This window comes from Rhodococcus sp. NPDC076796 (assembly GCF_040702765.1).
Lineage (GTDB): Bacteria > Actinomycetota > Actinomycetes > Mycobacteriales > Mycobacteriaceae > Rhodococcoides.
In genome coordinates, this window is sequence record NZ_JBFBMS010000004.1 from 527,793 (window position 1) to 553,238 (window position 25,446).

Here is a 25,446-nt window from a genome sequence, read left to right on the forward strand (position 1 = left end):
GCGACCAGCGTCAGCGGCTGCCGTACTCAACCTGGTTCAGCAAGGACGAGTCGGCGTTTCCGGAGCGATCGATATCCGGACGAGAGTTGTCGGCTGCAGCTGCGGTGACTCCGAAGACGACGCCCGCACCCAGTACGGCTCCGACGACGGCGGCAATGACACCCGGGACAGCAAACTTCATCTCGGTTCTCCAGTCAGTCGGCTCAGGAAAGAAGCGGGCGAGGTGGACCCCCACGCGGGCATCACGGTATCACTCGCACCCGCCCATCAGGCCGGTGGACGCGTTACTTGCCGGGCGGAACGATCAGGACGGGTCGATGGCTGTGTCGTAGCACATGCTCGGCGACCGAACTCTGGAGCAGCGCACGAAGACCGGTGGTGCCCCTGGTGCCGGTGACGATGATGTCGACGTTCATCTCGTCGGCCTTCTCCACGATCGCGCTCCAGATGGCGGTGGTGCATTCGGTGCACTGGCCCTCCACCTTCAGGCCTGCGGCCTCGGCCAGCGCGACGCCCTCGCTGTTGGTCACTTTCGCGTCGGTGAGCGCAACGTCCTCGGCCTCGTCGTCGGGCACCCATTCGGGTTGCATGACGCCGGAGAGTCCGGACATTCGAGCGGCCTGACGCACCATCGGCTCCCACGCGGTGACGACGATCGCGCGCGAGGTGGTGAGAAAGCGGCCTGCGTAGTCGATCGCACGCTTGGCGTTGTCGGAGCCGTCGTAGGCAATGAGTATGAGGTCTGCGGTCACGGTCGAACTCCTCCTCATGTCGCGTTCGTCCAGATTACCCTCACCCCTCGGCGGATGAATGTGGGTTTCAGTCGGTCTGAGTGCAACAAAGGCGCATCGATCCGAACCCCGGGTGGGCAGCGACACCGACGATCTCGGCTACCGTCGTATTCCATGCGACTTCGGTTTTCGGTTCGGTCCGCTGCGGTGATGACGGTCGGTGTCGGCCTCTTGGTTTCGTGCTCCACCGAGTCTGCGCAGGTCGCGTCCACGCAGTCGGCGGCCCCTGCGTCGACGACCACCCCCGTCGACACGACGGTGCCGCAACCGGTGCCGCCCGTCGACGGCTGCGTTGCGTTCGTCGATGGATTGTCGGAGCGGCAGCGGTTGGCTCAGTTGCTCACCGTCGGAGTCACCGGAACTGCGGACGCGGCGGCGATCATGTCCACCGAGCAGGTCGGCGGCATCTTCGTCGGCAGTTGGACCGACGAGTCGATGCTCGGCAATCGGGAAGTACCGCAGGTGCTCGACGCCTCCGCGGTGGCTCCGATGGTGACGATCGACGAGGAGGGCGGGCGGGTTTCGCGGGTCGCGGATCTGTTGGGCGCTGCCCCGTCGGCGCGGGAGTTGGCGCAGACGGTGTCGGTGGACGAGGCGTATTCGATGGCATTGACGCGTGGTCAGGGGTTGAAGGATCTCGGCGTCACCGTCGACTTCGCTCCGGTGGTCGACGTGAGCAGTCAGCCTGCTGATTCCGTCATCGGCGATCGGTCGTTCTCCGACGATCCGCAGGTCGTGATCGAGTACGCGGGGGCGTACGCGCGGGGTCTGGAAGACGCGGGTGTCAAGCCCGTCATCAAGCACTTTCCCGGGCACGGTTCGGGTTCGGGCGACTCGCACACCGGCGCGGTGACGACACCGTCGCTCGACGAGTTGAAGACCAAGGATCTGTTGCCGTTCGCGGCGCTGAACAACAGCGGCGTCGGCGTCATGGTCGGGCACCTCGACGTGCCCGGACTGACCGAGCCGGGTGTGCCGGCGAGCATCAGCCCGGCGACGATGGCGTTGTTGCGCGATGGCGTCGGATACGGTGCCGCGCCGTTCGACGGCCCGATCTTCACCGACGACCTCAGTGGCATGGCGGCGATCACGGCCCGACTCGGAATCGTCGACGCGGTCGAGGCGGCGTTGGTCGCGGGAGCCGATGTGGCGCTGTGGCTCACCACCGATCAGGTGCCCGCGGTGTTGGACAATCTCGAAGACGCGGTGGCGACGGGACGCCTGCCGGCGGCTCAGGTGGACGAGGCCGCAGCGACGGTTGCTCGGTTCAAGGGGTCGTGCGGGGCCTGATTGCGCGGTACTGGACCTTACTGTGGAGTAACGTCTAGTACTTCGTACGTATTGGAGGGTCCATGGCTGGCGGCACAAAGAGACTGCCCCGCGCCGTCCGTGAGCAGCAGATGCTGGACGCGGCGGTGGATGTGTTCTCCGACAACGGGTTTCATGAGACGTCGATGGATTCGATCGCCAAGAAGGCGGCCATCTCCAAGCCGATGCTCTACCTGTACTACGGGTCGAAGGACGAGTTGTTCGCCGCGTGCATCCACCGCGAGGGCGTCAAGTTCGTCGAGGCCCTGACTCCTGCTGCAGATCCGACGCTGACGCCGCGCGAGCAGTTGCGCAAGGCTCTGATCGGGTTCCTCGGATTCGTCGGCGAGAACCGGAAGTCGTGGATGGTGCTCTACCGCCAGGCCATCGGTCAGCAGGCGTTCGCCTCGCAGGTGCAGAGCAGCCGAGATCGGCTGATCGAGCTGACGGCCGGTCTGCTCGCGATGAGCACGAGAGATCCGGAACAGTCACAGAATTTCGGGCTGATGGCCGTCGCATTGGTCGGGGCGGGCGAGGCTGTGGCCGACAGAGTGGCAGGTGGCGAAATCGAGGTCGACGCGGCCGCGGACCTCCTGGAGAATCTGGCGTGGCGCGGCCTGGCCGGAAAGAAAACCGCCACCACCTAGGCCTGAGACTCGCCGAACTCGAAGTTGTGGACGGAAATCCAGGGAAATCCGTCCACAACTTCGAGTTCGAGCCGGTTACCGCAGGGTTCCCGTCAGATGCGGGTAGCCCTTCTTCGGGTTCTTCAGCGACAGGTCCCAGCCGGTGCCGACGGCCTCGGCGTAGGCGTTCACCGTCGCGGGCAGGACGATCGGCTTGCCGAAGCGGATGCTGTAGTTCACAGCTTCCGGGATTCGACCCTCGACGGTCTGCAGGACGGCTGCCGCGCTCCACATGCCGTGCGCGATGGTCTTCGGGAACCCGAATGCCTTTGCGCCCAGCGAGGATACGTGAATCGGGTTGCGGTCTCCGGAGATTGCCGCGTACCGGCTGATGATCCGCTGGTCGACGCGCAGGGTGCGGGTCGGGGGCGGCGGAACCTCGTCGGCGGGCGGTGCCTCGCGGGGTCCACCGGACAGTGACGTCTTCTGCAGGCTCAGGAAGCTCGAGGTCTGCTTCCAGACCAGTTCGCGTCCTACCTTGACCTCACTGATCAGGTCGACGAGCAACCCCTTGCGGTGCTCGCGCAGGTTCTCCGCGTGCACTCGCACGTCCAGCGGCTCGGAGGACGAGATGCCACGGAACTGCTCGATGACGTTCTCGGCGTGTACCGAACCGATGGCGGCGAACGGAAAGCCCTTGGACACCATCAGTTTCATCACCGTCGGGAAGACGAGGGTGAAGGGGTAGGTCACCGGGAGCTGATCGCCGAATCGCAGGCCCGCCGCGCGGCAGTACCCAGCGAGGTTGTCGGGGTCCACTCGCAGACCCTTGAGCTCGTACACCGTGCTGGGAACCGAAGAAGACCTGGATCCGAAGAACGGCAGCGCGCCCAGCGCCGCCGAGGTGTAGATGTCGGACGTCTTCGGCTGCTCGGTGAGCGTGACGGTGCTCATGCGCCGAGCAGGCTCTGGCCGCACACGCGCACGACCTGCCCGGTGACGGCGTTGGATGCGGGAGAAGCGAAGTACGAGACCAACTCTGCGACGTCGACGGTCTCGCCGCCCTGCAGCAGCGAGCTCATGCGTCGTCCGGCCTCGCGGGTGGCGAACGGAATTGCAGCCGTCATCGCGGTCTCGATGAAGCCGGGAGCGACGGCGTTGATGGTGATGTTCTTCTTCGCCAGCACCGGTGCGGACGCGTGCACCAGGCCGATGACGCCGGCCTTGGACGTGCCGTAGTTGGTCTGGCCGCGGTTGCCCGCGATACCGGCGATGGAGGAGACGTCGACGACGCGGCCGCCTTCCTTGAGTGCGCCGGATGCGACGAGCTCGTCGGTGATGCGCTGCGGGGCAGCGAGATTGACGCCGATGACCGAGTTCCAGCGGGCGTCGTCCATGTTGGCGAGGGTCTTGTCGCGGGTGATGCCTGCGTTGTGCACGATGATGTCTGCGCCGCCGTGCCGCTCGAGGAGGTGCTTCGAGAGGACCTCTCCGGCGTCGGGCGAGGTGACGTCGAGTGCGAGCGAGGTGCCGCCGACCTTGTTGGCGGTCTGCGAGAGTGCTTCTCCGGCAGCGGGAATGTCGGCTGCGATGACGGTGGCTCCGTCGCGGGCGAGGACCTCGGCGATGGTGGCACCGATACCGCGGGCGGCTCCGGTGACCACGGCTACCTTGCCTGCGAGCGGCTTGTCCCACGAGGCCGGGGCCTGCGAGTCTGCGTCACCGACGGCGATGACCTGGCCGTCGACGAATGCGGACTTGGCCGAGAGCAGGAAGCGGAGGGTGGATTCGAGACCGGACAGGCCGGTCGACGCCTTGGGGGAGATGTAGACGAGCTGCGCCGTGGCTCCGCGCTTGACCTCTTTGCCGACGCTGCGGGTGAAGCCTTCGAGGGCGCGCTGAGCGATGTGCTCGTCGACGCTCGAGGTCTCTTCGGGGGTGGTGCCGATGACGACGACGCGAGCGGACGGTGCCAGGTTGCGGATGACCGGCTGGAAGAACTTGAAGAGCTGCTCGAGCTCGGCGACGTTGCCGATGCCGGTGGCGTCGAACACCAGTCCGCCGTGCTTGTCGTCGTGCGGCTGCGACTGCGGGTAGTCCGAGAGCAGCTCACGGAGCGGCTCGACGAGGCGGCCACTGCCGCCGATCAGGACCGGCCCGGCCAGCGGCGGCTCGCCCGCCTTGTAGCGGCGCAGCTTCTCGGGCTGCGGCAGGCCGGCCTGCTTGGCGATGAAGGCTCCCGGCGCGGACGCGAGGAACGTTGAGTAGAGATCTGGGGCTCCCTTGGAGGCTGCCACTGTCGTACCTTTCATTCAGCGCTGCTCGCTCGAGGAGCGAGGCGCACGACCGGGTGTCGACAACCAACTTACTCGCCAGTAAGATGAAACTCCACCAGGGCCTTTTTCGACGATGTTTGGAGACGTCAGTGACAAGCAAGCAGCTACGACCGGTCGCAATCGTCGGTGGCAACCGCATTCCTTTTGCGCGCTCGGACAAGAAGTACGCGCTGGCGTCCAACCAGGACATGCTCACCGCGACGATCGACGGGCTGGTCTCGCGATTCGGTCTGCAGGGCGAGCGCCTGGGCCTCGTCGCCGCCGGTGCCGTCCTCAAGCACTCACGCGATTTCAACCTCACTCGCGAGGTCGTACTCGGCAGCGCATTGAGCCCGTACACCCCGGCCTTCGACATCCAGCAGGCCTGCGGCACCGGCCTTCAGTCGATCATCGCCGTCGGCGACGCCATCGCATCGGGCCGCATCGATGCCGGCATCGGTGGCGGTGTCGACACCACGTCCGATGCCCCGATCGGTGTCAACGACGAACTGCGTGAGTTCCTGCTCTCCCTGAACCGGGCCAAGAGCACCACCGACCGCATCAAGCTGCTCGGCAACGTCCGTCCCGGCATGCTCGGTATCGAGATCCCGCGCAACGGCGAGCCGCGTACCGGCCTGTCGATGGGTGACCACGCCGCCATCACCGCCAAGGAATTCGGCGTCCGCCGCGAGGACCAGGACGAACTGGCCGCAGCGAGCCACAAGAACATGGCGGCTGCATACGACCGCGGTTTCTTCGACGATCTGGTGACGCCGTTCCTCGGCCTGACTCGGGACGACAACCTGCGTCCGGGATCGACCGTGGAGAAGCTCGCGACGCTCAAGCCGGTCTTCGGAACCAAGCTGGGCGACGCGACCATGACGGCAGGCAACTCGACGCCGCTGACCGACGGTGCGTCGGCTGCCCTGCTGTCGAGTGACGAGTGGGCTGCCGAGCGCAACCTGCCGGTGCTCGCGCATCTGGTCGATTCCGAAACCGCAGCAGTCGATTACGTCCACGGCAACGGATCGTTCAAGGACGGTCTGCTGATGGCTCCGACCTACGCAATTCCGCGTCTGCTCGCGCGCAACGGCCTGACGCTTCAGGACTTCGACTACTACGAGATCCACGAGGCGTTCGCTTCGGTGGTGCTCGCAACTCTGCAGGCCTTCGAGAGCGACGAGTACTGCAAGGAGCGGCTCGGCCTCGACGCTGCGCTCGGTTCCATCGATCGCAGCAAGCTCAACGTCAACGGCTCCTCGCTCGCCGCGGGTCACCCGTTCGCTGCGACCGGCGGACGCATCGTGGCCTCGCTGGCGAAGATGCTGGCAGAGAAGGGCTCGGGCCGTGGCCTGATCTCGATCTGCGCGGCCGGTGGCCAGGGCGTCACGGCGATCATCGAGCGCTGACCGGCTGCAGCTTCGGCTGCTCCCAATCCGGGGGGACACAGTCCGGGGGACAGAAGGGTCGGCGGATCCGATAATCGAGGGGTTTTCGGATCTGCCGACCACCACGTGAAAAAGGGGCACGCATGCGTTGCGTGCCCCTTTTTCGTGTGATCAGCCGGGTATGCCGCTTTCCGGTGGGGTGGACTCCTCGCCGGTGTATTCCTCCACTGCCGAATCCCCGATGTCGGTCTGCAGCACCGGAGTCAGATACTCGGGTACGCCGCCGCGGATCTGGAAGACACTGGCACCGGAGATTCCGAGATGGCTCGATTCCGAGTATCGGAACGGGGCCAACTGCGGTCCCTCGAAGTCCATGCCGCCGTCCTGGATGGCTGCGACGATGCCCTCACGGGTGGGGTTCTCGCCCGCCGCCTGGAGGGCTTGCACGAACGCGTATGCCTGGCTCAGACCGTAGATGCGGTAGTTGGTCAAGGGGTCACCGGTTCCGTTCTCGGCCCAGACCTTCTGCCACAGTTGGGTCCACGGATTCTCCGGCGAGTCGACGCCCGGAATGTACTCCAGCGAGATCATCCCTTCGAGCGACTGCGCGCCGTCGGTGACCGCACCCTGGGAGAAGCGTCCGAGCAGGGAGCCGACGAGGTCGACGTCGGAACCGATCGAGCTGTAGAACCACTCGGGGTCGTAGTTGAGCCGCATGGCTGTCAGCTGGCTCAGTGCGGTGTACGAGGGAACGTTGAAGCCGAGGATCAGATCTGCTCCGGCACCTTGCAGGGCCGCGATCTGAGGTGCGACGTCGGTGTTGCCCGAGGTGTACCGCACGACCTCGACGATCTGATCGTCGAGATACTGCCGCACCGCCTCTTCGCTGTCTCGGCCGAGGTCGTCGTCCTGGAGGAACAGTCCGACCTTGGCGTCGGGTCGGTTCTTCGTCACCCAGTCACCGATGATCTTGCCCTCGACCTGGTAGTCGGGCTGCCAGCCGAAGGTGTTGGGGTACTTCTCGGGGTCGTTGCCCCACATGATCGCGCCGGAGGAGACGAACAGGTCCGGCACACCCTCCTCGTTGAGGAAGTCGATGACCGCGCTGTGGGTCGCTGTGCCGAGTCCGCCGACGACGGCGAATACCTCGTCCTGGAGAACCAGTTCGTTGACGACCTGGGTGGTGGTCGTCGGGTCGTAGGAGTCGTCCCGAACCACATATTCGATCTGTCGGCCGTTGATGCCTCCTGCGGCGTTGACGTAGTCGAAGTAGGCCTGTGCGCCCGTGGGGATTTCGCTGTATCCGGGCGCTGCGACCCCGGTCAACGGAAAGTGGGCACCGATCTTCACCGAAGTGTCGGTGATGCCGACCGTCGACCCTTCCGAGGATTCCGTCGTCTCTTCTCGGCCACCTGCACCGCACGCCGCGGCCAACGAGACGACGGCGACGAGCGCGGTCGTTCTGAATGCCACCGATCCGAACTTTTTCATTTCATTCCTTTTCTGGTCAGACGAAACTTGCGATACGTGCCCACCAAACCCAGTGGGGCGAACAGGATGACGAGGACGGTGAAGATTCCGGTCACCAGTGGTGCGAGTTCGGCCGATTGCAGACTGCTCAGACCCAGATCGAGCCCGAGGTTGGTGACCACGGGTGGGATGTAGGTCAGCAGAACAGCCCCGATCAATGCGCCGGAGAGGGTTCCCAGCCCGCCGATGACGACGGCGGAGAGCAGGGTCAGCGAGAGGGTCAGCGTGAATCCGCTCGGTGCCGCGATTCGTGCCGACATCGCCAGTACTGCACCGCCCGCGCCCGCACAGGCCGCGCTGACCACGAACGCGAGAATGCGTGCGCGCCCCAGGTCGATTCCGGCCAGTTCGGCGGCGACCTCGTCGTCTCGAACGGCCCGCCAGCGACGGCCGATCCGGCTCGACGAGGCGTTCGCCAGCAGGAAGAACACGATCACCAGCAGTATCCAGCTGACATAGGCGACGAATTTCGTTCCGCTGAGCTCGTTTCCGGTGACGAAGAACATCATGTCGTCGATCAGCTCGGGCACCTTCGGTGCCGGCACCACGAGTCCCTGTTCGCCGCCGAGGTAGTCCGAGAAGTACAGGGCCAGGCCCGGTACCGCGACGGCGAGAGCAAGCGTCGCACCGGCCAGGTACGGCCCGTGCAGTCGGGCGGCAGCCACACCGACCACGACACCGACCACCGCCGAGACCACGGTGGCGGCGAGCAGAACGAGGGGTACCGACCATCCCGAATCGTTGGCCCGCAACATCAATGCCGCGGTGTATGCGCCGACCGCCATGAACGCACCATGCCCGAGGGAGAGCTGGCCGCTGAGCCCGGTCAGCACCGTCAGTCCGCCGGCTGCGATGGCCAGGTAGGCCACCGAGGTGAGTTGGCTCTGTCGGAAGGTGCTCAGAGATTCGAGGGCGAGCACGATGACGATCAGTCCGATGAGGGAACCGAGGATGTGGCGTCGAACCGGTGTTGCGGTGAGGCGAGTGAGAGTTGCGTTCATGTCACACCCTCCTGGCCGCAGAGCTGGCGAACAGCCCGCTCGGTCGTAGCAGAAGCACGACGATCAGGATCACCAATGCCGCGCTGGAGACCAGATCCTGACCGAGATAGCCACTGACGAAACTGAGCCCGATGCCCATCAGCAGGCCGCCGACCACTGCTCCCGCCGGACTGTCCAGTCCGCCGAGAACCGCTGCGACGAAACCGAATACGACGATCGAGTCCATGTAGCCCGGATGTACGAGCGAGCCACCTGCGATGAGCAGTCCGGCGAGTGAACCGACCACTGCGGCCAGCGCCCAACCGAGAGTGAGCATTCGACTCACACGCACGCCGAGGAGTTTGGCGACCTCCTGCTCGAAGGCGCTCGCGCGCATCTTCAGTCCCAGATCGGTGAACCGGAAGAGCAGGATCAGCAATCCCAGGACCACGAGGACGGCGACGATCTTGAAGATGTCGTACCCGGTCAACGCTACGTTCATGTCGCCGATCCGCTGTCCGGTGAGACCGAACGGTGCAGGGAAGGAACGGAATTGGTTACCGAAGACGATGGCGGACACCGCGTGGATGATGATGAACAACCCGAGCGTGAGAATGACCGGGTTGATGTGCGACGAGCTGTCGACGAATCGGATGATGAGTCGCTCCGTCAACGCTCCCAGGAGCAGGCCGCAGAGGAGCGCGACTCCGAATCCGATCCAGTACGAGTAGCCGGCGTCGATGACGACCAGTGCCACGTACGTGGTGATCATCGCCATCGGGGCCTGTGCGAAGTTGACGATGCGGGTCGATCGCCAGATGAGTACGAGGGCGAGCGCGAACGCGGCGTAGATCATGCCTGTGGTCACGCCGTTGATGAGGATGGTGAGCAGTTGTTGCACTGTGGCTGGCGTCCTTTCGGCTTGCTCTAGAACCCGAGATAGGCGTGTCGGAGGGCGTCGTCCCCGGCCAAGGTGTCGGCGGGACCTTCCACCGCGACCTTGCCCAGATCGAGGACGACGGCATGTTCGGCGATCGACAGCGCGCTGCGGGCGTTCTGTTCGACGAGCACGACGGTCATCGACTCGGAGTCGACGAGTCTGCGCAACGTCTCGAATATCTGCGCGGCGACTTTCGGTGCGAGTCCGAGAGACGGCTCGTCGAGCAGAAGCACCGACGGTGTCGCCATCAGCGCTCGGCCGATCACGAGCATCTGTCGCTCTCCGCCGGACAGGGTGTGTGCCGAGGATGCTCGACGACCGGTCAGTGGCGGAAACATGTCGTAGATGCGGTCGAGGGTGACGGCGTCGTGACTTCGGTTGCGTCCCATCGCGCCGAGTCGAAGATTCTCGTCGACGGTCAACTCGGCAATGACGCCCCGCCCCTCGGGAACGTGGGCAAGACCTTTGCGGGACATGCGATCCGGTGCCACGCCGACGATGTCGACCCCGGCGAGTTCGATCCTCCCCGACACCGGTTTCAGCAATCCCGAGATGGTGCGCAGCAGAGTCGTCTTTCCCGCTCCGTTCGCGCCGAGTACGGCCGTGACAGCTCCGGCCGTGACGGTCATCGACACCGAGTCGAGGGCGGTGACCGGTCCGTATCGAACGGTCAGATCGGTGATCGTCAGGTGCGCCGCGTCAGTCCTCATGCGTCACTTCGTTTCCGAGGTATGCAGCGAGCACGGCCGGATCCTCGCGAATCTCGTCGGGCGTTCCCTGCGCGATGACCTTGCCGAAATCCAGCACGTAGATCCGGTCGCACACACTCATGACGAGATCCATGTGATGCTCGACGAGCATGACCGACGTTGCGGGTTTATCCGGATCCGAATCGCTGGTTGTTGTTGCCAGCGCACGGATCTCGTCGCCGAGTTCGCTCATTTCGTCACTGGACAGACCCGAGGCGGGCTCGTCCAGCAGGAGCAGTGTCGGTTCACTCACTAGGGCGCGTGCGAGTGCGACACGTTTGCGCACCGCGTACGGCAGGCTCGGTGGCAATCGGTGCGCATGGCCGTCGATCCGCAAGCGTTCGAGGGTGGCCATCGCGGTGGAGCGGACCGCGGCATCGTCGGAGGCACTCGACGGTAGGCCGAGCAGGCCCGCGAGGATTCCGGTCTTCGCTGTTCGATCGGCACCGACCATGACGTTGTCCAGAACCGTCATCCGATCGAACAGTCCGAGTCCCTGCAGCGTTCGGCTCATGCCGAGCCGGGGTAGGTCGTGCGGTCGGAGACGGGTCAACGTTTCGCCGTGTCGTCCGAGCGTTCCCGATTGGGGACGAACGAGTCCGCACGCAACGTTGAACAGCGTCGTCTTGCCTGCACCGTTGGGTCCGATGACGCCGAGAACTTCGCCGGGTCGCACCTCGAGACTGACGCCGGACAGCGCGACGATTCCGCCGAAGGACACCTCGACGTCCGTCATGGTGAGGACCGGGTCCTTCGTGTCGATAGCGTTCAAGTGATCCACCTCACAATCTGTTGCGTTCACTATGGTGCGTTTCGCACAACGGGCGATATGGGCGCTGCGCACAGAATGTTTGGGTCCCTGGGCACCAGTAACGGTCAAATCGACCTGTCATGTGGGCTCAGTGCGCAAAACTGTGCAGGTGGGTGCTCCCGATGGTCGACGCGCATCGGCGCGTTCGGCTGCCCGGGGAGCGGTGACGGACTCCGACCAGGAGCAGATCCGACGCGCGTGGGCAGCCTTGACGTCACGGGCGGATTCGATCGCTGACTCCATCACGCTGGCGTTGATCGAGCAGGAACCCGCCTACCTGGCCAGCTCCACTCCGGACATCGCAGGCGAGATTCGGCGCAGCACTCGCGAGCACATCAATCAAGGTCTCCGCACCCTGTCGGGGCTGCCCGCCGCGGGTGACAACGCGCGCGAGGTGTGGCGTCGTACCGGCAGAGAGCGTGCACGCCAAGGAATTCCGATGGAACTGGTACTCAAGGCGTACACGCTCGGGAGTCGGACGCTGTGGGAGGAGCTGATGCTCGAGCGCGAGCAGTGCCGAACCAGCATCGACGAGCATCTGCTGCTCGTGGCGGGTCAGCAGCTGTGGCGCGCGCTCGACAGCCAGTATGAAACCCTCGTCGAGGCATACCGGCAGGAAAGCGCCCGGATGCAGCAGCGCGATCTCGCCAACGTTCTGGTGATACTCGACGGCCTTCGATCGGGGCGCGGCGGTGATCCGGCGTTCGTCATGGAAGCACGTGCCACCCTTGGCCTTTCGGCATCGCAGCAGATCGCGTGTGTCGTCGGTCCGCTCGACGATCAAGGGTCGCCGCCGCTCCCGGCGCCCGAGGACGCGTTGGATCAGATCGGTGCGGTCTCGCATTGGAACACCAGGGACGGCCATCAGTTCGCGCTCGTTGCACTCGGAACGGGAGCGTGGAACTCCGTCGTCGACGCCCTCGCTGCCAAGGCCGTCGGGCCTGTGGGGGTCGCGCATTCGCCGGAGGGCCTGTCGTCGTTCGCTGCGGCGTATCGGCTCGCGGCATTGACGGCCGAGACCATCACCGAAGACAGCGGCGTGGCCCTGGCGACGGACCGACTGCCCCGCGTGATCATGGCGGCCGACGACCAATCGTCGGAGTTGCTGGTGCGCCACGCTCTGGGAAAACTGTGGACGCACCCGGAGCCGCATCGAGGAACGCTGCTCGACACCCTGGCCCACATGCTCGCGTCGGACGGCTCGCCCACCAACGCCGCCAAGGCGCTCTACTGCCATCGAAACACCGTGATCTACCGGGTCCACCGCATCGAGGAGTTGACCGGGCATGATCTGACCGATCCGCGAGATCGGCTCCTGCTCACTCTCGCGCTGGTCAGGACGGGACATTGGGCCCAAGCCGTCGGGCAAGGGGACAGTTCGACGGCCCGCGGATCATTCAACCGAATGAATTGACGAGACAATTTTGCAGTCGTTGTAACGGCGTGGCGTGGTGTGCATATATTCCCAGTGGCTCCGTGCTGCTGCCTGACCCCCGACCCGGCAGCAGCGCGGGGCCTTTCTCGTCGCTGTGCCGATGGTCTCCAGAGTGAGCGTCACCGTTCGGTTTGCGTAAGCTCGTGCGAGGGGTACGCCGTGCAGAAGGGCGGAACAACAACCAACGGTGGTCCTGGAAGGGTCGAACGTGAGCGAGGGCAACAGTAGGTCGGGTGACGCGCCCAACGGTGCCGAACCGAAACCCGACGTACCGCCGTACGACGCTCCCACAGAGGTCTTCGGTGCGGTCCGCGACGAGACGGACGCTCCGAAGCATTCGTCCGAGGCGGAGCAGGTCCCGGAAGCCGAGGCCGAGCAGCCTTCCGGCGCGGAAACCGATGTCGATGGGCCGGGGTCGGGCGATGCAGGGTCGGTAGACGATGATCCGGTGGTCGAAGACCCGGTGACCGCAGATCCGGTCGTCGACGATGCCGAGGCCACCGAAGCCCCCGCCGCTGCCGTCGTGCCGGGGGACGCCGAGCCCGATTCGATCCCGGCCCCGCAGCAGCCGCCCGCAGCCGACGAATCACCTACCATCGCGCAGCCGGTAGTCCCCGCGCAACCTGTCGCCGCCGCGGAATCTGTTGGACCTGCTGAAGCCGATGTTCCTGCAGAGACAGAGGTCTCTCCCCAATCCGAATCGCCGGTCCAGCCACCCGTGATTCCGCCGGAGGGCGGCTCGCCGCAGCCCGCCGACGGGTCCGGGTTCGTGCCGCCGTGGCGGAAGATCGCGATCGGGACCGGCGCGGTGGTAGCGGTTCTCACACTGTTGTACGCGGCGGATTGGATCACCTCCAGCGATCGAGTGCCCCGCGGCGTCACCGTCGCCGGTATCGAGGTAGGCGGCAAGAGCCACTCCGACGCCGAAGCTCTCTTGCGCTCGGAGTTGGGTGCCCGCGCCGAGCAGCCCGTGTCGGTCGACGTCGGCGATCGACAGGTCGAGGTACTCCCGGCCGCTGCCGGTCTCGGTGTGGACTGGAACGCGACGCTCGACCGCGCCGGATCGCAGCCGATCAATCCGTTCACTCGGCTGACGTCCTTCTTCGGCAGCCGCGAGATCGGCGTCGTGTCGACCACGGACGGGCAAGCGCTCACTGCTGCCGTGGACGGATTGCGTGTCGAGACCGACCGCGAGCCCGTCGAAGGTGACGTCGTGTTCGACGGCAGCACACCGATTGCCGTCGCGCCGCTGCCGGGCCGGGTCCTCGACGCCGACGGGACGCGTCGAAACCTGCAGGCCGAATGGGCCTCGGGCGCAACGGAAGCGGTCTACGAAACCACACCGGTCACGGTCACGCAGGACGCCGTGGATCGAGCCTTCACCGACATCGCCGTTCCTGCGGTCGAGGCACCGGTGACCGTAGCGGGCCGGCAGAACGTCGATGCGATCCTGCCGACGGATCGGGTGGGCGAGGTTCTGCGCTTCGACCCGGACGGCCAGGGCGGACTGACCCCGATCTACGACACCGACGTCGCCATAGGCATTCTCGCGCCGCAACTCGTGCGCACCGAGGTACCGCCGACGGACGCGTCGTTCACCTTCTCCGGCGGTGCCCCGACCGTCGTTCCCGGAGAGATGGGCGAGCTGGTCGAGTGGCGCAAGACTCTCGAGCAACTGCCCGCGCTGCTGTCCGCCGACGGACCCCGCACCACCGAGGCGATCTACGAACCGGCCCCGCCCGCTCTCACCACCGAAGCCGCGCAGAATCTCGGTGTGCGAGAAGTGATCGCCGAGTACACCACCGGTGGGTTCGAGTACGCGTCGGGCGTCAATATCGGGCTGACGGCGCAGATCGTGAACGGTGCGCTCGTGAAGCCGAAAGAAACGTTCTCGCTCAACGGGTACACCGGTCCCCGAGGCACCGCGCAGGGCTTCGTGGAGTCGGGGATCATCGACAACGGTCGACCGGATCGCGCGGTCGGCGGCGGCATCAGCCAGTTCGCGACGACGCTCTACAACGCGTCGTACTTCGCCGGCATGGAAGACACCGACCACACCGAACACAGCTACTACATCAGCCGATACCCCGAGGCGCGCGAGGCAACGGTCTTCGAAGGTGCCATCGACCTGAAGTTCACCAATCCGAACGACACCGGCGTGGTCATCCAATCGTTCGCCGACTCGTCCAGCGTCACCGTGCGACTGTGGGGAACGAAGACCGTCGACGTCGAATCGATCACCGGTTCGCGAACCAATTTCACCTCACCGAACACGGTGACACTGCCCGCAGGCGCAGGCTGCGTCGCGTCCGGCGGAGGCCAGGGATTCACCGCCAGCGATACCAGGGTGATCAGCGATGCCGCGTCGGGCAGGGAAATTTCGCGGAACACCAGAACGGTGAAGTACGACCCGATCCCCATCGTGCGGTGCGTCCAGCCCGATCGCCCGGACCCGGCACCCGCAGCGGATCCCGCCCCGGAACCGGACGAAGACGAGTGATGCCGCAACCGCGAGTCGGCAGTTCGAATCATGTCGATTCGGACTGTGGCGTCGCCGCCCGATCGGGTGTTTGCTTGCACTAGGTGTTCGCTCGACAGAACTGTGCCCACGCGGGGGTGCACCACGAGATCGAAAGGGGAGCTTCGTCCATGACGCTCACACGTACCGTCCTCGATCAGCAGACGCTTCGTGAGGCGTACGCGCAGTTCCCGAGCGGCGTCGTCGCAATTGCCGCGAAGATCGACGGCGTCCTGGTGGGCTTGGCGGCCAGCAGTTTCGTATCGGTGTCCATCGACCCGCCACTCGTCGCGGTGTGCATCCAGAACACGTCGACGACATGGCCGAAACTCGAATTGGCACCCAACATCGGCGTCAGCGTTCTCGGCGAGGCACACAACGACGCCGTCCGTACCCTGGCAGCCAAAACCGGTGACCGCTTCGCCGGCCTCGATCTCACCGTCACCGACGGTGGCGCAGCCTTCATCGTCGGTGCCACCGCATGGCTCGACACCACCATCGAGCAGCAAATCCCTGCAGGCGATCACGCAATAGTGTTGCTGCGCATACATTCCCTGGACGTGCAAAGCGAAGTGAACCCAATCGTGTTCCACGGCAGCAAGTTCCGCAAACTGCAGCAATAGCGGCTGGTCGATTCGCTCCTGCTGGGCTCCGCTTCGCTCCTGCTCGGCTCGGCTCCTCAGGCTCGGCCAATTCGGCTTTGTTCGGCCCCTGCGGTTCCCAGCGTTCGCAAACGCGCGCGCATTTGCCGAACGCGCGCGGAATGGTGACCGTATCGGGGGCGAATCTGCGCGCATCTGGCAAACGCGCGCGCGTTTGTGGTCCGGCGACTCGTGTCGGCCGTCGACGCTGGGCCCGGTATGTGTTGCGCCGCCGACGCGCTCGGTGTTCGGATCTCCCCGGTACCCGTTCGGCCCCTGTCTTCGCAAACGCGCGCGCGTTTGCGTGGCGGACGGCGTGACGGACGGCGTGGCGAACTGGTACCCCCGTACCTGTATTCATCCACAGGTTCGAAGTTGTGCACAGGCGGCCAGTTTCGTCCTCGGGTCGCTGCGCGTGTAGCCGAGACTCGGAGAATGAAGGATGACCGAATGGTGCGACGCTCGGAGGCGCTTGCCGATGGCCATGCCGATCACGAGTTGCGAGCACTCTATGAACGCGAGGGCTGGGAGCGTCTGGTGAACGGCGTCTACGTTCCCTCGTCGAGGCTCGCCGGCCTGTCGGAGCAGGAGCGGCATCGGCTGTTGATCGACGCCATATTGCCGACGATTGCCGAGGGCAGCGCAGTGAGTCACCGTTCGGCGGCGCTACTGCACGGATTGCCTTTGCCCACTGGCGGATTCGACAAGGTCCATGTCACGCGACATCGCCGCGGCGGAGGCCGCGCGAACTCGGCGGTGATTGTGCACTGTGCGCCGTGGGTGCCGTACGCGACCGTCGACGAAATTCCCGTGACCTCGCTGGCGCGGACGATTGTCGACCTTGCCCGGACTGAGCCCCTTCTGTCGGCCGTTATCGCAGGTGACGTGGCTCTGAAGCGCTGCGATCCGGAGGAGCTCGACGCGGAGCTGCAGCGTGCTCGGGGATGGAAAGGAGTGGCGCAGGCGCGACGAGCCGTGTCTCTCATGGACGGGCGGAGCGAAAACCCTGGTGAATCACAGAGTCGAATCATCCTGCGCAAGAATGGATTCGAAGTGGAGTCGCAGGTGGAGATCCTGGATTCGGATGGGCGTACGTTGGCGCGGGTCGACTGGCTGGTCGATGGCGTCGTCGTGTGCGAGTTCGATGGTAAAGCCAAGTACACCAGATACTTACGGCCGGATGAGAACCCCGGCGACGTGGTGTTCAGGGAGAAGGTACGGGAGGACGCGGTGCGCGATCTCGGCTATCCCGTCGTGCGTTGGACCTGGGCGGACCTGGCGAATCCGGCGGAGTTGGTGGCGCGCGTAGCCCGCGCGGTCGAGCGGGCTGCTGCCCTGCCTCCACCGCGAGGGAGCGTGCGGGGCACGCCGTGTGGCCCGCAAACGCGCGCGCATTCGCCGAAAGCGCGCGAAATTGCCTGAGGATCCCGCAGAATTCGCGCGCATCTGACAAACGCGCGCGCTTTTGCGGCAGCCGAAGCCTCGCAACTATGCCCCACCAACAAACGCGCGCGCATTTGCGACCGGTGGGGGCTCGCAACCCCGTAACCACCTGCCCCCAACACACACGACAACGGCCGCACTCGAGAACGAGTGCGGCCGTTGTGAATCAGTGGATCAGAACGCTGCTTCGTCGAGTTCCATGATGTCGTTGTCGATGTTGGTGAGGATTGCGCGGGTGGAGGTGAGCTGCGGGAGGATGTTCTTGGCGAAGAACGAGGCCACGGCGATCTTGCCCTCGTAGAACGCCTTGTCCTTGCCCTCTGCACCGTTGTCGAGTGCAGCGATGGCGATTTCGGACTGACGCAGCAGCAGCCAGCCGATGAGCAGGTCGCCGAAGCCCATGAGGAATCGCACGGATGCCAGGCCGACCTTGTACAGCTCGGTGGGCTGGTCCTGTGCACCCATGAGGTGCTGGGTCATCGAGGTGACGATGGCCTGCACGTCTTCGAGTGCGGTGGCCAGCAGTGCGCGCTCGGCCTTGAGACGGCCGTTGCCTGCTTCGCTGTCGATGAACGACTTGATCTGTCCGGCAACGTGAGCGAGCGCTACACCGCGGTCGCGGGCGATCTTGCGGAAGAAGAAGTCCTGCGCCTGGATGGCGGTGGTTCCTTCGTACAGCGAGTCGATCTTGGCGTCGCGGATGTACTGCTCGAGCGGGTAGTCCTGCAGGAATCCGGAGCCGCCGAGGGTCTGCAGGGATTCTGCAAGTACCTGGTAGGCGATTTCGGAGCCGACGCCCTTGACGATGGGCAGCAGGAGGTCGTTGACGCGGTATGCGATGTCTGCGTCTGCGTCCGAGACCTGCTTGGCGGTGACCGGATCCTGGTGTGCGGCGGTGTAGAGGTACACCGCGCGCAGGCCCTCCGAGTACGCCTTCTGCATCATGAGGCTGCGGCGCACGTCGGGGTGGTGGGTGATGGTGACGCGGGGAGCGGTCTTGTCGGTCATCTGCGTCAGGTCTGCGCCCTGGACGCGCTCCTTGGCGTACTCGAGTGCGTTGAGGTAGCCGGTGGAGAGGGTGCCGATTGCCTTGGTGCCGACCATCATTCGAGCGTGCTCGATGACGTCGAACATCTGCGCGATGCCCTTGTGGACCTCGCCGACGAGCCAGCCCTTGGCGGGGACGCCGTGGCCACCGAAGGTGAGCTCACAGGTGGCGGAGGCCTTGAGGCCCATCTTGTGCTCGACGCCGGTGACGAATGCGCCGTTGCGCTCGCCCAGTTCGCCCTTCTCGAAGTCGAAGAGGACGGACGGTACGAAGAACAGGCTCAGGCCCTTGGTGCCCGGTCCGGCACCTTCGGGACGAGCGAGTACGAGGTGGAAGATGTTCTCGAACAGGTCGTCGGAGACAGCCGAGGTGATGAAGCGCTTGACGCCCTCGATGTGCCACGAGCCGTCGTCCTGCTTGATGGCCTTGGTGCGGCCGGCACCGACGTCGGATCCGGCGTCGGGCTCGGTGAGCACCATCGTGGCACCCCAGCTGCGCTCGACAGCGACCTTGGCCCATTCCTTCTGCTCGTCGGTTCCGTTGTGGAACAGGATGTTCGCGAAGCCGGGGCCTGCGGAGTACATGAATGCTGCGGGCTGCGAGCCGAGGAGCATCTCGTTGATGCCCCACAGGAGGTTGCGCGGGGCAGGCATGCCGCCGATTTCCTCGTCGAGGCCGACGCGCCACCACTCGCCGTCGTAGAGCGCCTTGAACGACTTCTTGAAGGAGTCGGGCAGCTTCAGGCTGTGGGTGTCGGGATCGAAGACGGGCGGGTTGCGGTCGGCGTCCGCGAAGGACTCGGCCAGCGGTCCCTCGGCCAGGCGTACGACCTCACGCAGCATGTCGCGGGCAACTTCGCCGTCCATGTCGCCGAAGTTGTCGCCTTCGAGTGTCTCGTCGAGTCCGAAGAGCTCGAAGAGGTTGAACTCGAGGTCCCGAAGGTTGCTCTTGTAATGGCCCATTGCTCGTTCGCTCTCCAGTCGGTGGTGCGGTCTCGTGAGTACCGCCCAAGTTAGCTACTCGTCGGTAACTTAAGGGATATTACCCCCGATCCGGTTCGCTGCCAAGGGGAGACCTACTCGCCAGTAGCAGTGCATCGATCGCTGTGCCGCCGGTCACGTCGCGATAGCGGTTCTCGGCCGTGAGAACGGTCAACCGAGAACCGATGTCCGACGCCAAATCCTCTGGTGTGTAGAGGATTTCGGCTTCCTGCGGGCCGCCGACGCCTGACTCGATGTTCTCGGCATGGTGCCCGAGAATCATGAGGATTCCATCAGGTTTCAGCGCTGAAACTGCCGTCGATACGGCCGTACGCCGCTCTTCCGGGGGCAGATGGAGGTAGAACATGAGAACCAGGTCATAGTTCGGTTCTGTCGACAACTGCGTCACATCGGCGTGGACCCAGGTCAGGCGCTCGCGCACCGAGCGCGGTGCCGAGGCGGCAACACGACTCGCCTTCGTCAGTGCGACCGACGAGAAATCGACGGCGTCGACGGTCCAGCCGCGGGTTGCCAACCAGATGGCGTTTCGACCCTGACCGGACGCAAGGTCGAGTGCCCGACCGCGTTTCAGCGTCGTCGCGACTTCCACCAATGTTGCGTTCGGTGCCTCGCCGTAGACGAGTTCTCGGCCTTCGTACTTGCGATCCCAGTCTGCGGCGTCCACCCGGGGAAGCCTAGTGGGGGCTCCTACAGCGTTGTGCGCAGCAGGAGCACGTTGTAGTTCTGGTAGACCGTGGCCAGGAAGTACAGGTCGCGGCCGGTCGAGTAGGGGTGGATGTACGGCGCGTAGATGGAGCTGACCTCGCGGGTGTCGACCAGAACCTCCGGCGGGCTCCACGGCCCGACGGGCGACGGCGAGCGCCGCAGCACGATCGAGTTGGCGTTGTCGGTCGTCATCATCAGGTACTGACCGAGGGTCGCGTTGTATGCGACGGAGAGTTCGCCGACGCCGCCGACGATGGGTGCGGCCGCGGCTGGGTCGCCCTTCTTCCAGTCCTGGCCGGTCCAGTACTCGTATTCGCCGAGCCGGGCGATGTCCTGTTCCTTGACGCGGGCGATGTGTCCGAGGTTGAAGCGGCCGGGCGGTGTGCCGTACTGGTAGACGTAACCGCCGTCCTTGAGGTAGGCGCTCTGCTGGAAGTTGCGATCGCCGCCGACGCTGGGCCGCTGGGTGTCGGGAAGAGCTGCCCAGTTCTCCCCGTTGTCGTTCGACACCGCCAGGCCGGAGAAGTTGGTTTCCCAGGTGCCTGCGGGTCCCCAGTTCTTGACCGACATCAGGTTCAGGTACTGGCTGTCGCCGACGGCCACGCCGGCCGTCGGGATTCGGCTGATCTCGACGAACGGGATCTTGGGACTGGGGACGACCTCTTTGGTCTGACCGATCGGGTCCAGTACGACGCTGTCGAAGTTCATGCCGTCGGCGAGGTTTCGGTCGTTGCTACGCACGATGGCGTTGCTGCGCCACGACCACAGGCTGCCCTGCAGCAGGTTGGGTACGCCGAGACCGGCGGTATCGCCGAAAGCCGTCAACACCTCGCCGCGGCCGTTGTCCCACATGATGCCGAGATCGGTGCCGATCATGTTGACGTTCTGCGTGTTGTTGGGGCTCGAAATCCCGGTCACCTGAGCGACGGCTTGTGCACGACCCTTCAGCTGCGGCAGTCCGAACGTGCCGTTGAGTCCGGCAATGGGATTGACCGCGTTGGGATTGGCGATCGCGTTGGGCCCGGTGACCAGCAGCGACGTAGCCACGGCCATGACGGCAACGGTCAATACTTTGGAACCCACGCGACTCACGACGTTCTCCCGATTTCGATTTCACTCCCCGGCAACCGTGGAGAACCATATCAGCGGTTTGTTCGAGAGGTATTAAATCGATGGATCCGCTGTTTCGAGAAATCGGGCGAATGCACCTCGGTGTCGTAATCTGGACAGCGTGAGTGATCTGCCCGATTCCCGGCTGGCAAGGGATTTGTCCGTCAGTGCGATGCGGCTGAATCGGAGGCTTCGGCTGCGCCATTCCAGCGACAGATTGCCGGTGGCTCACCTGTCGATTCTGACGACGTTGCTCCGTGAGGGGCCGATGACGACGGGGGAGTTGGCGGCACGGGAGCGGATCAAGCCGCCGTCGGTTTCCAGGTCCTCGCACGCCTTGGTCGAGTCGGGGCTGATGTGCCGGGAGCCGCATCCGACGGACGGTAGGCAGGTGGTTCTGCGGCTGACCGATGCAGGGACGGCGACTGCGCGTCAGGAGGTCGCCGCTCGGGAAATCGCGCTCGCCGAGCAATTGGACGAGTTGACGCAGCAGCAGCGGGAGACACTGGCCGCGGCGGCTCGTATTCTGACCGAGATCGTCGAACGGGTCGACTGAACGCCGTCAGTTCTCGTGGTGAACTTCGTGATCGAGAGCGTCGACGTCCCACTCGATGGTGGACCCCAACTCTTCGGAATCGCCCCGGCGTGCGACGCGGCCGAGGACGGTGGCGACGACTGTCGCGAACACCATCCACACGGCTACGCCTATCAACAACCCGGTCATGTCACACTTTCTAGCACCTGTGTCTGTGAAATCGCCGTGAAACGGTGGTTCGGCTTTGTTGCGATTCGATATTGGTCGTGTCCGGTCCGGCAATTCGGGCAGATCGAAGGCTCTGTTCCACAACGGATGTGGAGGTTTCGGGCACAAATTCGAGTTTCGTCGAAAACAGACCTTTCGGAACGGACCGAAACCCCGATCAATTGCCCATTTGCCTGACGGCTATACGGAATCGGCTGGTCGGTGCACACAATTGCGCCACCGCTTCGAGATCGGCCTCGAAATCGACATCGCGCAATTCGGGGAGCATCGTGATCGACGCTCCCGCGGCGGCCAGAGCATCGAATGTGTCGGTGCCCGTCGACGGCGCAGACATGGGCACGTCGAGCAGGGACCGTGCGAGGGCGGGGTTGCGCAGCCCCAGCGCCCACCAGCCACCGTCCTCTGCCGACCCCAGCACGTCGCTGGTGCCGAGATACGCGGCAGCGTCGGACAGCAATTGCGCCGTGACCTGTGGGGTGTCCATGCCGATCTGCAATACCGCGCCGGTGGTGGCTGCGTCGGCGTGTGCATTGGCCAGTCGTTCGCCCAATCCGTCGCCGCGCTGCGCTATCACCGTGAACGACGCCAGAACCAGGGTGAGTTCGTCGGCACGGGCCGCGTCGGCGAGGGTGCCGGTGAGGGCGACGACGCGGCGGTCGACGTCGGCGGCCGAGACGGCGTCGAGGGTGTCCAGCAGCGAGGCCGCGGCCAGTTCGGCGGCGGCGGCGTCGCCGATCGTGGCGGCGAGGCGCGTCTTGGCCAGCCCGGGAACGGGGGCTTTGGCGACGACGAGAGCGGTGACGGTCACGAGAGCACCTTCCAGAAATCTCGCACGGCGACGATCGTCCCCTTCACCGAGCCCGAGACCTTGGACGTACCGGCGGTCCGTGGTCGGTAGTCCACGTCGTGTTCGACGACGGTCCAGCCGGCTTCGGCCGCCAGCACGAGCAGCTGCAGCGGGTAGCCCGAGCGGCGGTCGGTGACGTCAAGGTCGAGCAATGCCTGACGGCGTACCGCGCGGATGGCTCCCAGGTCGTGGACGGGAAGCTTGTACTTGGTGCGAAGTCGAAGTGAGAGAACAGCATTGCCGATCCTGGCGTGCAGGGGCGAGCTTCCCTTCGCCGGTCGGCGGCGACCGACGGCGAGGTCCGCGTGATCCAGAGCGGTCACGAGGGTCGGCAGGTCGCGTGGATCCATCGAGCCGTCTCCGTCGAGGACACAGACGATCTCGGTGTCGGCCGCGACGACGCCTGCATGGACTGCTGCGCCGTAGCCGGGCACCGTTTCGGTGACCACTGTTGCTCCGTGGGCAGCGGCCACGGCGGCGGTGGCGTCGGTGGAGTTGTTGTCCACCACGATCGTCAGGTAGCCCGAGGGAACCGAATCGAGCACTGCAGGAAGCGATTCGGCCTCGTTCATGCAGGGGATGACGACGGTGACCGACTTCTGCTCAGACACGGGGTGGTCCCGTGCCCTCGGCGTCGCGCAACGGTGCGTCGGCGAATGCGGTGAGACCGTCCCTCGGCATGATCTTCGCGCGGAATCCCAGAGTCTGTTCGGCCAGTGCGGAACTGGCGACGATGTGCCGTACATCGCCCGCTCGGTAGCGTCCGGTGATCTCGGGCGTGGGCCCGCCACGTGCGTCGGCGAGGATGGTGGCGACCTCGCCGATGGTGATCGGCTGCCCCGAGCAGACGTTGAGGGGGGTGAAGCCGTCTACCTCCGCCTCGATCGACGCGATGTTGGCGGCCGCTACGTCGTGAACGTGCACGAAATCGCGGGCCTGCTTGCCGTCCTCGTACACGGTCGGGGCCTGACCGAGTTCCAGAGACGACCGGAACATCGCGGCCACACCGGAATACGGGGTGTTGCGCGGCATGTGCGGTCCGTAGACGTTGTGGTACCGCAGTGCGATTACGGAGCCGCCCGTGGCGAGCGCCCAGGCGGAGGCGTAGTTCTCCTGAGCCAGTTTGCTCGCGGCGTAGGTGCTCCTGGGCTCGAGTAGCGAATCCTCTTCCACCAGAAGCCAATCGAGTGGCTCACCGGACCGCGGATCGCGATTGTCGAACAGCCCGGCATCGAGATCGGCGCGGGTGCGGGGAGGCGGAACGACGGTTTCGCCCGAGGAATTGAGGTATCGCCCCTCGCCGTAGACCACCATCGAGGAAGCGAGAACCAGTCGGGAACAGCCTGCCTCGTACATCGCGGCGAGCAGAACCGCCGTCCCGTAGTCGTTGTGGCTGGCGTAGGCCGGGGCATCCGCGGCATCGACTCCGGCTCCGACGACGGCGGCCTGGTGACACACGACGTCCACCCCGCGCAGTACGTCGACGAGCGAGTCCTTGTCGCGTACATCGAGATCGATGATGCCGTCGGCCCGCGCTCCTGGGCCGTGAGCCGATTCCAGCATGGCGTCGACGGCAACCACCTCGTGGCCGGAGACGGCGGCCGCATCGAGAATGTGACCGCCGATGAATCCGGCTGCGCCGGTGAGCAGTACCCGCGTCATGGCAGTTCGATCGGCAGCGTGAGGCCGGTGTGCACCCGACACGTGGGGCAGTCTCCGGTGGGAGCGTCGGAGATGGCCGAGCGCACCAGTGCCTTGAGCGGCTCTATGTTCTTCTGGAATTCGGCGAACACGTCCACCGCCTTGACGCCCTGACCGGACTCGATGCCGGCGTCGAGGTCGGTCACCAATGCGATCGGTGCGTAGCAGAGTTCGAGTTCGCGAGCCAGGACCGCCTCGGGGTGGCCGGTCATGTTCACCAGCGTCCAGCCCTGGCGGGCGAACCATTGGCTCTCGGCACGAGTGGAGAACCGAGGGCCTTCGACGACGACCATGACGCCGCCGTCGATCGTCGAATCCTGGACCGCGGACTTCCTCAGCGTGGGGCAGTACGGGTCTGCGAATTCGACATGAATCCCGCCCTCGTCGAAGTAGGTCTGTGCACGCCCTGAGGTTCGGTCGACGAGCTGATCGGGAATCACGACGGTGCCCGGGCCGTATTCGGACACCAGGGATCCGACCGCACACGGAGCGAACACTCGACTCACCCCGAGCATCCGCAGCGCCCACATGTTGGCGCGATACGGCAGCGTGTGCGGTGAAAACTCGTGGTTTCGGCCGTGTCTGGGCAGAAATGCGACTCGCCGACCTTCCACCTCGCCCAACGTGATCGGGGCGCTGGGGGCGCCGTAGGGGGTGTCGAGCATTACCTCTTCGGCGTCGCCCGCGAAGAACGAGTAGAAGCCGCTGCCGCCGATGACGGCTATCTCGGCCCGCCCCGTCACGTCGTAGTTCATCTACTCATCCTCCATCACAGTCGGTCGATATGCTGGTCCGA

Annotated in this window: 25 protein-coding genes; 8 read left to right on the forward strand and 17 right to left on the reverse strand. The window is 65.2% G+C overall.

Translation table 11 applies throughout. The annotated features are described in order from the left end of the window. Positions 1 to 10: 10 nt before the first annotated feature. Together AB0366_RS16460 and AB0366_RS16465 are read right to left on the reverse strand one after the other, a co-directional pair. Positions 11 to 181, reverse strand: a complete 171-nt coding sequence (locus AB0366_RS16460; RefSeq protein WP_082073827.1) for a DUF2613 domain-containing protein — start codon at positions 179 to 181, stop codon at positions 11 to 13. 103 nt (positions 182 to 284) lie between these two features. Then, on the reverse strand, positions 285 to 752 hold the full coding sequence (locus AB0366_RS16465; protein ID WP_027495380.1) for a universal stress protein: 468 nt from the start codon (positions 750 to 752) through the stop codon (positions 285 to 287). 153 nt (positions 753 to 905) lie between these two features. Here AB0366_RS16465 and AB0366_RS16470 point away from each other — a divergent pair, with 153 nt between their 5' ends. Then, positions 906 to 2,081, forward strand: a complete 1,176-nt coding sequence (locus AB0366_RS16470; protein ID WP_366244843.1) for a glycoside hydrolase family 3 N-terminal domain-containing protein — start codon at positions 906 to 908, stop codon at positions 2,079 to 2,081. A 62-nt stretch (positions 2,082 to 2,143) separates the two neighbouring features. Beyond that, positions 2,144 to 2,746: a TetR/AcrR family transcriptional regulator gene (locus AB0366_RS16475; protein ID WP_032396646.1), complete on the forward strand. Its 603-nt coding sequence runs from the start codon at positions 2,144 to 2,146 to the stop codon at positions 2,744 to 2,746. Between the two features lie 75 nt (positions 2,747 to 2,821). On the opposite strand, the gene AB0366_RS16480 is transcribed toward AB0366_RS16475, so the two are convergent. Together AB0366_RS16480 and AB0366_RS16485 are read right to left on the reverse strand one after the other, a co-directional pair. Continuing rightward, positions 2,822 to 3,679, reverse strand: coding sequence for a MaoC/PaaZ C-terminal domain-containing protein (locus AB0366_RS16480; RefSeq protein ID WP_366244844.1), 858 nt, complete (start codon positions 3,677 to 3,679; stop codon positions 2,822 to 2,824). Then, positions 3,676 to 5,022 carry a 3-oxoacyl-ACP reductase gene (locus tag AB0366_RS16485; protein ID WP_366244845.1) on the reverse strand — a complete coding sequence of 449 codons (1,347 nt, stop codon included), beginning with the start codon at positions 5,020 to 5,022 and terminating at the stop codon, positions 3,676 to 3,678. The genes AB0366_RS16480 and AB0366_RS16485 overlap by 4 nt, the downstream gene beginning before the upstream one ends. A gap of 83 nt (positions 5,023 to 5,105) precedes the next feature. Here AB0366_RS16485 and AB0366_RS16490 point away from each other — a divergent pair, with 83 nt between their 5' ends. Continuing rightward, positions 5,106 to 6,449 (forward strand): acetyl-CoA C-acetyltransferase, encoded by a 1,344-nt coding sequence (locus tag AB0366_RS16490; RefSeq protein WP_121871259.1) that lies wholly within the window; start codon positions 5,106 to 5,108, stop codon positions 6,447 to 6,449. Positions 6,450 to 6,599: 150 nt separating this feature from the next. Here the strand turns inward: AB0366_RS16490 and AB0366_RS16495 are convergent, their stop codons facing one another. From AB0366_RS16495 to AB0366_RS16515, 5 genes are read right to left on the reverse strand one after another with little or no spacing between them, the layout of a single operon-like run. Beyond that, the gene (locus AB0366_RS16495; RefSeq protein WP_366244846.1) at positions 6,600 to 7,919 is read right to left on the reverse strand and encodes an ABC transporter substrate-binding protein; all 1,320 of its coding nucleotides are present in this window, start codon (positions 7,917 to 7,919) and stop codon (positions 6,600 to 6,602) included. Next, positions 7,916 to 8,959 (reverse strand): branched-chain amino acid ABC transporter permease, encoded by a 1,044-nt coding sequence (locus AB0366_RS16500; protein ID WP_121871257.1) that lies wholly within the window; start codon positions 8,957 to 8,959, stop codon positions 7,916 to 7,918. The genes AB0366_RS16495 and AB0366_RS16500 overlap by 4 nt, the downstream gene beginning before the upstream one ends. Position 8,960: 1 nt before the next feature. Continuing rightward, the gene (locus tag AB0366_RS16505; RefSeq protein ID WP_366244847.1) at positions 8,961 to 9,839 is read right to left on the reverse strand and encodes a branched-chain amino acid ABC transporter permease; all 879 of its coding nucleotides are present in this window, start codon (positions 9,837 to 9,839) and stop codon (positions 8,961 to 8,963) included. A 26-nt stretch (positions 9,840 to 9,865) separates the two neighbouring features. Next, positions 9,866 to 10,588 carry an ABC transporter ATP-binding protein gene (locus AB0366_RS16510; protein ID WP_366244848.1) on the reverse strand — a complete coding sequence of 241 codons (723 nt, stop codon included), beginning with the start codon at positions 10,586 to 10,588 and terminating at the stop codon, positions 9,866 to 9,868. Next, positions 10,578 to 11,399: an ABC transporter ATP-binding protein gene (locus AB0366_RS16515; RefSeq protein WP_366244849.1), complete on the reverse strand. Its 822-nt coding sequence runs from the start codon at positions 11,397 to 11,399 to the stop codon at positions 10,578 to 10,580. Before AB0366_RS16515 ends, AB0366_RS16510 begins: the two co-directional genes overlap by 11 nt. Before the next feature lie 148 nt (positions 11,400 to 11,547). Here AB0366_RS16515 and AB0366_RS16520 point away from each other — a divergent pair, with 148 nt between their 5' ends. The 4 genes from AB0366_RS16520 to AB0366_RS16535 all read left to right on the forward strand — a co-directional run bounded on the left by AB0366_RS16520 (position 11,548) and on the right by AB0366_RS16535 (position 17,454). After that, positions 11,548 to 12,852 carry a helix-turn-helix domain-containing protein gene (locus AB0366_RS16520; protein ID WP_366244850.1) on the forward strand — a complete coding sequence of 435 codons (1,305 nt, stop codon included), beginning with the start codon at positions 11,548 to 11,550 and terminating at the stop codon, positions 12,850 to 12,852. A gap of 229 nt (positions 12,853 to 13,081) precedes the next feature. Next, a complete protein-coding gene (locus AB0366_RS16525; RefSeq protein WP_366244851.1) occupies positions 13,082 to 15,373 on the forward strand; it encodes a VanW family protein in 2,292 nt (763 codons plus the stop codon). 149 nt (positions 15,374 to 15,522) lie between these two features. Further along, on the forward strand, positions 15,523 to 16,014 hold the full coding sequence (locus AB0366_RS16530; RefSeq protein ID WP_068049175.1) for a flavin reductase family protein: 492 nt from the start codon (positions 15,523 to 15,525) through the stop codon (positions 16,012 to 16,014). A 453-nt stretch (positions 16,015 to 16,467) separates the two neighbouring features. Then, on the forward strand, positions 16,468 to 17,454 hold the full coding sequence (locus tag AB0366_RS16535; protein ID WP_366244852.1) for a hypothetical protein: 987 nt from the start codon (positions 16,468 to 16,470) through the stop codon (positions 17,452 to 17,454). A gap of 195 nt (positions 17,455 to 17,649) precedes the next feature. On the opposite strand, the gene AB0366_RS16540 is transcribed toward AB0366_RS16535, so the two are convergent. From AB0366_RS16540 to AB0366_RS16550, 3 genes are all read right to left on the reverse strand, one after another. Continuing rightward, complete coding sequence (locus AB0366_RS16540) at positions 17,650 to 19,485, reverse strand: acyl-CoA dehydrogenase (RefSeq protein ID WP_366244853.1); 1,836 nt, start codon at positions 19,483 to 19,485, stop codon at positions 17,650 to 17,652. A gap of 79 nt (positions 19,486 to 19,564) precedes the next feature. Next, the gene (locus AB0366_RS16545) at positions 19,565 to 20,188 is read right to left on the reverse strand and encodes a class I SAM-dependent methyltransferase (protein WP_366244854.1); all 624 of its coding nucleotides are present in this window, start codon (positions 20,186 to 20,188) and stop codon (positions 19,565 to 19,567) included. A 23-nt stretch (positions 20,189 to 20,211) separates the two neighbouring features. Then, positions 20,212 to 21,282 (reverse strand): DUF4185 domain-containing protein, encoded by a 1,071-nt coding sequence (locus AB0366_RS16550; protein ID WP_366244961.1) that lies wholly within the window; start codon positions 21,280 to 21,282, stop codon positions 20,212 to 20,214. 178 nt (positions 21,283 to 21,460) lie between these two features. Here AB0366_RS16550 and AB0366_RS16555 point away from each other — a divergent pair, with 178 nt between their 5' ends. Beyond that, on the forward strand, positions 21,461 to 21,895 hold the full coding sequence (locus AB0366_RS16555; protein ID WP_366244855.1) for a MarR family transcriptional regulator: 435 nt from the start codon (positions 21,461 to 21,463) through the stop codon (positions 21,893 to 21,895). Between the two features lie 6 nt (positions 21,896 to 21,901). On the opposite strand, the gene AB0366_RS16560 is transcribed toward AB0366_RS16555, so the two are convergent. The 5 genes from AB0366_RS16560 to AB0366_RS16580 form a co-directional block, all read right to left on the reverse strand. Continuing rightward, the gene (locus tag AB0366_RS16560) at positions 21,902 to 22,063 is read right to left on the reverse strand and encodes a hypothetical protein (protein WP_366244856.1); all 162 of its coding nucleotides are present in this window, start codon (positions 22,061 to 22,063) and stop codon (positions 21,902 to 21,904) included. 196 nt (positions 22,064 to 22,259) lie between these two features. Beyond that, entirely contained in the window at positions 22,260 to 22,910 is a 651-nt protein-coding gene (locus AB0366_RS16565) for a DUF2064 domain-containing protein (protein ID WP_366244857.1), read from the reverse strand. Continuing rightward, positions 22,907 to 23,560, reverse strand: coding sequence for a glycosyltransferase (locus AB0366_RS16570; protein WP_121871247.1), 654 nt, complete (start codon positions 23,558 to 23,560; stop codon positions 22,907 to 22,909). The genes AB0366_RS16565 and AB0366_RS16570 overlap by 4 nt, the downstream gene beginning before the upstream one ends. Beyond that, positions 23,553 to 24,611 (reverse strand): NAD-dependent epimerase/dehydratase family protein, encoded by a 1,059-nt coding sequence (locus tag AB0366_RS16575; protein ID WP_366244858.1) that lies wholly within the window; start codon positions 24,609 to 24,611, stop codon positions 23,553 to 23,555. The genes AB0366_RS16570 and AB0366_RS16575 overlap by 8 nt, the downstream gene beginning before the upstream one ends. After that, positions 24,608 to 25,405: an S-methyl-5'-thioadenosine phosphorylase gene (locus AB0366_RS16580; protein ID WP_366244859.1), complete on the reverse strand. Its 798-nt coding sequence runs from the start codon at positions 25,403 to 25,405 to the stop codon at positions 24,608 to 24,610. The genes AB0366_RS16575 and AB0366_RS16580 overlap by 4 nt, the downstream gene beginning before the upstream one ends. Positions 25,406 to 25,446 lie beyond the last annotated feature (41 nt).